We start from the raw sequence: 4,037 nt of genomic DNA, 5'->3' as shown, positions 1-4,037 counted from the left end.
TGGACGATTAGCTCAGCTGGGAGAGCGCCTGCCTTACAAGCAGGATGTCGGCAGTTCGATCCTGTCATCGTCCACCAAAGTAAACGGTTATCTTCGGATAACCGTTTTTTAGTATGTAAAAGGTATATTGTTATTAGCGTGGTGCGTACATAATGATATATACGCCTACGAGGCATACGAGACCGCCGACGATATCGTACGTGTCTGGTCGTAAGCCGTCTACAAGCCATCCCCATAAAATAGAAAGGGCGATGAATACGCCGCCGTACGCTGCGTATACCTTACCAAAGCTTGCTTCTGGTTGGAAGGTAGGGATGATACCATATAAGAATAAAATAATAGCACCTGCGATTAAATAGAGGGGACCTTTATCATCGCGCATGTAAAGCCATACAAGATAACCGCCACCGATCTCAGCAAGTCCTGCTAGTATAAAGAAGAGAATAGATAAGAGCATAATAACCTCACTGTATTCTTACTGTGTTAATTGAAATCTATTCTCTATTTTACAACGTAAAACAGGGGAGGGCAATTGTTTTGTATAGATAGGTCGTTTGTTGGTTATAGAAAAACCCTGTATACCAAATGATATACAGGGTTATATTAATTGTTATAAACGTGGTGGTGATTCGCTGTGTACATAGTCCATAAAGGTATGCATAGTTTCTGTTTTGGAGTTATTTTTCTTGAATGCGAAGCACACTTGTAGTTTGAATGGTTTCTCTAAAGGTACGAAGCCATCCTGGATACCTAAAGAATTTAAAATTTGGCGCGCTACGATGCAACCAGAGTTATTCTTTTGGCAATAATCGATCATTGTGTAAGGGTTAGATAAGCGGCTACCACGGATATGTAGATTTTGTTGACCATTGCCCACATAGTTTTTCAATGTGCGGTACATAAAGTATTTAGGCGGATACATGAGAAGTGGTTGCTGTTGAATTGCTTTCAAGCTAGCCGTTTCCATGCCTTCAATTAAATTTGGTGCATAGTAGACGAATTCGTCCTCTCTAAGAGCTGTAGACTCGTATGCAGACATATCTTTATTGTTTGGTAAATAGAGCAATGCAATATCGATACGGTTTTCGCGCAAATCAAGCATCAACTCTTCTTCTTCCATGTCGTAAATACTGACAGAGAACTCTGGGTGGTTTTGGAAGAAGTGAGATACGTAACCGTTTAGGCGAATATCACCTAAACTACGTAATACACCGATGTTTAAGATCGGACGTTCCACCTTGCTTGCTAGGCGAATGGATTGAATAGCACGTTCTAATGTATCGAGAACTTGTTCTGCTTCTGGTAAGAATAATTCGCCTTCTGGCGTTAAACGGCTACCTCTTGTAGAACGGGAGATTAATTTCACACCAACTAAACGCTCTAATTTTTTCATTTGAGCGCTGAAAGCTGATTGTGTAATATTCATAGATTGTGCAGCTAATGTAAAGCTTCCTGTTTTATTATAGGTAATAAAGCTTTGTAGCTCTTGCATTGTAGGTAACTCTTTCATGTTATTCCCCCAATTTAGACATAAGACTCCAATGATAACTATTACCTTACTTATTCATATTGTAGCATACTATAATAGTTTTTTCATCTAAATCTATAAAATATGATGAAGCATGCGCAATCGGTATAACGGCTTGTATTATCATAAAAAAGATTAATTAATAATTGTGATTATGCACTTATTTCAATAACTTTCACAATTATCATTAATTGACATAAGTAAATGAAAATGATATTATACATGGGTACCATTATGTGTCGGTACAGGTTTATATTAATCTTATGAGGTGATAATCACATGGCAACGAGAAGAGAGGCTCGATTCAAACTTTGTCGTCGCTTTGGTGTGAACGTATTCGGTCACGCAAAAGCCTTGAATCGCGTCAAAAAAGACCAACGTCAGAAAAAAATGTCTGAGTATGGCACACAATTATTAGAAAAACAAAAAGTTAAAGCTTACTACAACTTGCTAGAACGCCAGTTCGTACGCTATTATGATAAAGCGAAAAAAATGCAAGGTGTTACAGGTCAAAACATGTTGATCCTTTTGGAACAACGTCTTGATAATCTTGTATATCGCATCGGCTTCGGTAACTCCATTCGTCAAGCTCGTCAAATGGTAAACCATGGCCACATTTTGGTAAATGGTCGTCGTGTAGACATTCCATCCTACTCCTGCAAACCAGGTGATGTTATTGAACTTCGTGAAGCTTCCCGCGACAACGAAATGTTCAAAACTAATTTCCAAGAACTTCGTTCTTTTGAACTTCCTTACATTGAAAAAGACTTAGAAGGCTTCAAAGGCACTTTGACTCGTCTTCCTCAACGTGAAGAACTTCCTATCGAAGTTAACGAAACACTTATCGTCGAATTGTACTCCAAATAATTTGGCGCAAAAATCCGCAGTGCAACGCACTGCGGATTTTTTATTATGTGTGTATTATTTATAAAAGGGTAAATCAAATAATTATCATAAAATCTATCTTTCTTGGTTTATTCGAGTATAGCCTATTATAATAACTGTGCTTATAATTACCCCCAGTCCACATATAAAAAATATATAATGTAGCGGTAATACATTTACTAAGTTTGTAAATATAGTTATTGATAATATCGATCCAATAGAAAAGCCTGTACTTACAGAACCGCCAGCCAATGTTAACTCTTCTTGTGAAAAAATAGATTGTATATATGCATGAACTAAAACAACGGCTGTAAATAATAATATTTCAGATATACTATATAGAATATAAAGTTGTTCTATTGTTTCTATATAGCCTATGCAAAAAATACTTCCCCCATATAGTATAAAAAGAGGGAACAAAACTTTTTTAAAACTCGTTGCTAAGTTAATAGTAAAATATTTAGCAAGAATTCCAAAAATAATGAATGATGCTAATCTAGAGATTGTTTGCGTATATCCATATTGACTATCAGTTAAATGTAAGATATCTTTAATAAATATTAATAGTAGAATAGGTATACACATATAAAATATTCTGGCTAATATACCCAAATAAACTATAAAATTAATTTTTTTATTTAGGAATAATAACTTATACCCTTTTAATAAAATTTGAATGCGATCATATATGCTTTCTCTAATGGTTTTTTTGGAGATAGTTGAGTGTGACTGTGTTCTTACATTTTTATTTAAACGATAAAGTAGGTAGGCTGAAATAATATAAGTAATTGCATCAATAACGAATACTAGCGTTAAAGAGTAATTAATTATAACGCTAAATAATAAGGAACCACTTATCAAAGCAAGACGATTAATAGATCGGAGCAGTGCATTGAATTTGACTAAATCATTTGTAATATTAGGTACAAATGAAAGTCTAGCGATTCCTAAGATCTTATTATTAAAACCGATAAGAAAAGCTATGATATATACTAGATAAAGGTTATCTATAAAAACAAAAATTAATAATATGAAACTCGAAACTATTTCAGGAACTACCATAGACCACATCAAGCCTTTTTCTTTTACAAGTATCCCTAAAAATGGGCCTAATAACATTCCAACTAATAATGTGGCTATCGTAACTGCCCCTGTATTAAAGGGACTGTGGGTGGTATTGAATATATATGTTATAAAACCTAGTGTTGTTGCGGTGCTTCCCATTGTTGAAAAGAATAGAGCACTATTTAAGAGAAATGAGTTTTTGTTTTCTAGATTCATACTATCATCTCCTAGGTTATAGAAGTATAGATATAATATGTATTGTTTTACAAAATCTAAGTTAAGTTTTTCTCAATTTTTGATATTATATAGTCATAATTCTATATAAATATATAAATTTCCTGCACAATATAAAGTAATATGTAATATAAGTAGGTTTCTGCAAATGAAGGATAATAAAGGGGACTGTTCACTTTATTATTTAGAGGAGATTAATGGATATTATACGTGTTGAGTTAGAAGAAAAATATATCTCTTATGTTGAGCCGCGAGATGAGTGTATCGCTTTTAGTGTATACATTAAAAGTGGAGACTTTTCTGGTCGAGGTACATTTGTTTATAC

At 34.3% G+C, this 4,037-nt stretch carries 4 protein-coding genes and 1 tRNA gene; 2 read left to right on the top strand and 3 right to left on the bottom strand.

What is annotated here, in order from left to right; genetic code table 11:
• The first annotated feature begins 1 nt into the window (after position 1).
• Positions 2-77: transfer RNA gene (locus tag Q0F90_RS07850), tRNA-Val, on the top strand.
• A 56-nt stretch (positions 78-133) separates the two neighbouring features.
• Here Q0F90_RS07850 and Q0F90_RS07845 read toward each other — a convergent pair.
• Together Q0F90_RS07845 and Q0F90_RS07840 are read right to left on the bottom strand one after the other, a co-directional pair.
• Complete coding sequence (locus tag Q0F90_RS07845; RefSeq protein WP_296004526.1) at positions 134-457, bottom strand: YnfA family protein; 324 nt, start codon at positions 455-457, stop codon at positions 134-136.
• 153 nt (positions 458-610) lie between these two features.
• Positions 611-1,510 carry a LysR family transcriptional regulator gene (locus Q0F90_RS07840; protein WP_296004523.1) on the bottom strand — a complete coding sequence of 300 codons (900 nt, stop codon included), beginning with the start codon at positions 1,508-1,510 and terminating at the stop codon, positions 611-613.
• Between the two features lie 297 nt (positions 1,511-1,807).
• Between Q0F90_RS07840 and rpsD the strand changes: the two genes are divergently transcribed.
• Complete coding sequence (rpsD, locus tag Q0F90_RS07835) at positions 1,808-2,395, top strand: 30S ribosomal protein S4 (RefSeq protein WP_288157718.1); 588 nt, start codon at positions 1,808-1,810, stop codon at positions 2,393-2,395.
• Positions 2,396-2,488: 93 nt separating this feature from the next.
• On the opposite strand, the gene Q0F90_RS07830 is transcribed toward rpsD, so the two are convergent.
• On the bottom strand, positions 2,489-3,694 hold the full coding sequence (locus Q0F90_RS07830) for an MFS transporter (protein WP_296004517.1): 1,206 nt from the start codon (positions 3,692-3,694) through the stop codon (positions 2,489-2,491).
• Positions 3,695-4,037: the final 343 nt, after the last annotated feature.

Source organism: uncultured Veillonella sp., from assembly GCF_934190855.1.
Lineage (GTDB): Bacteria > Bacillota > Negativicutes > Veillonellales > Veillonellaceae > Veillonella.
Note: the sequence above shows the minus strand (reverse complement) of the source record. Positions and strands in the feature narration are given on the sequence as shown.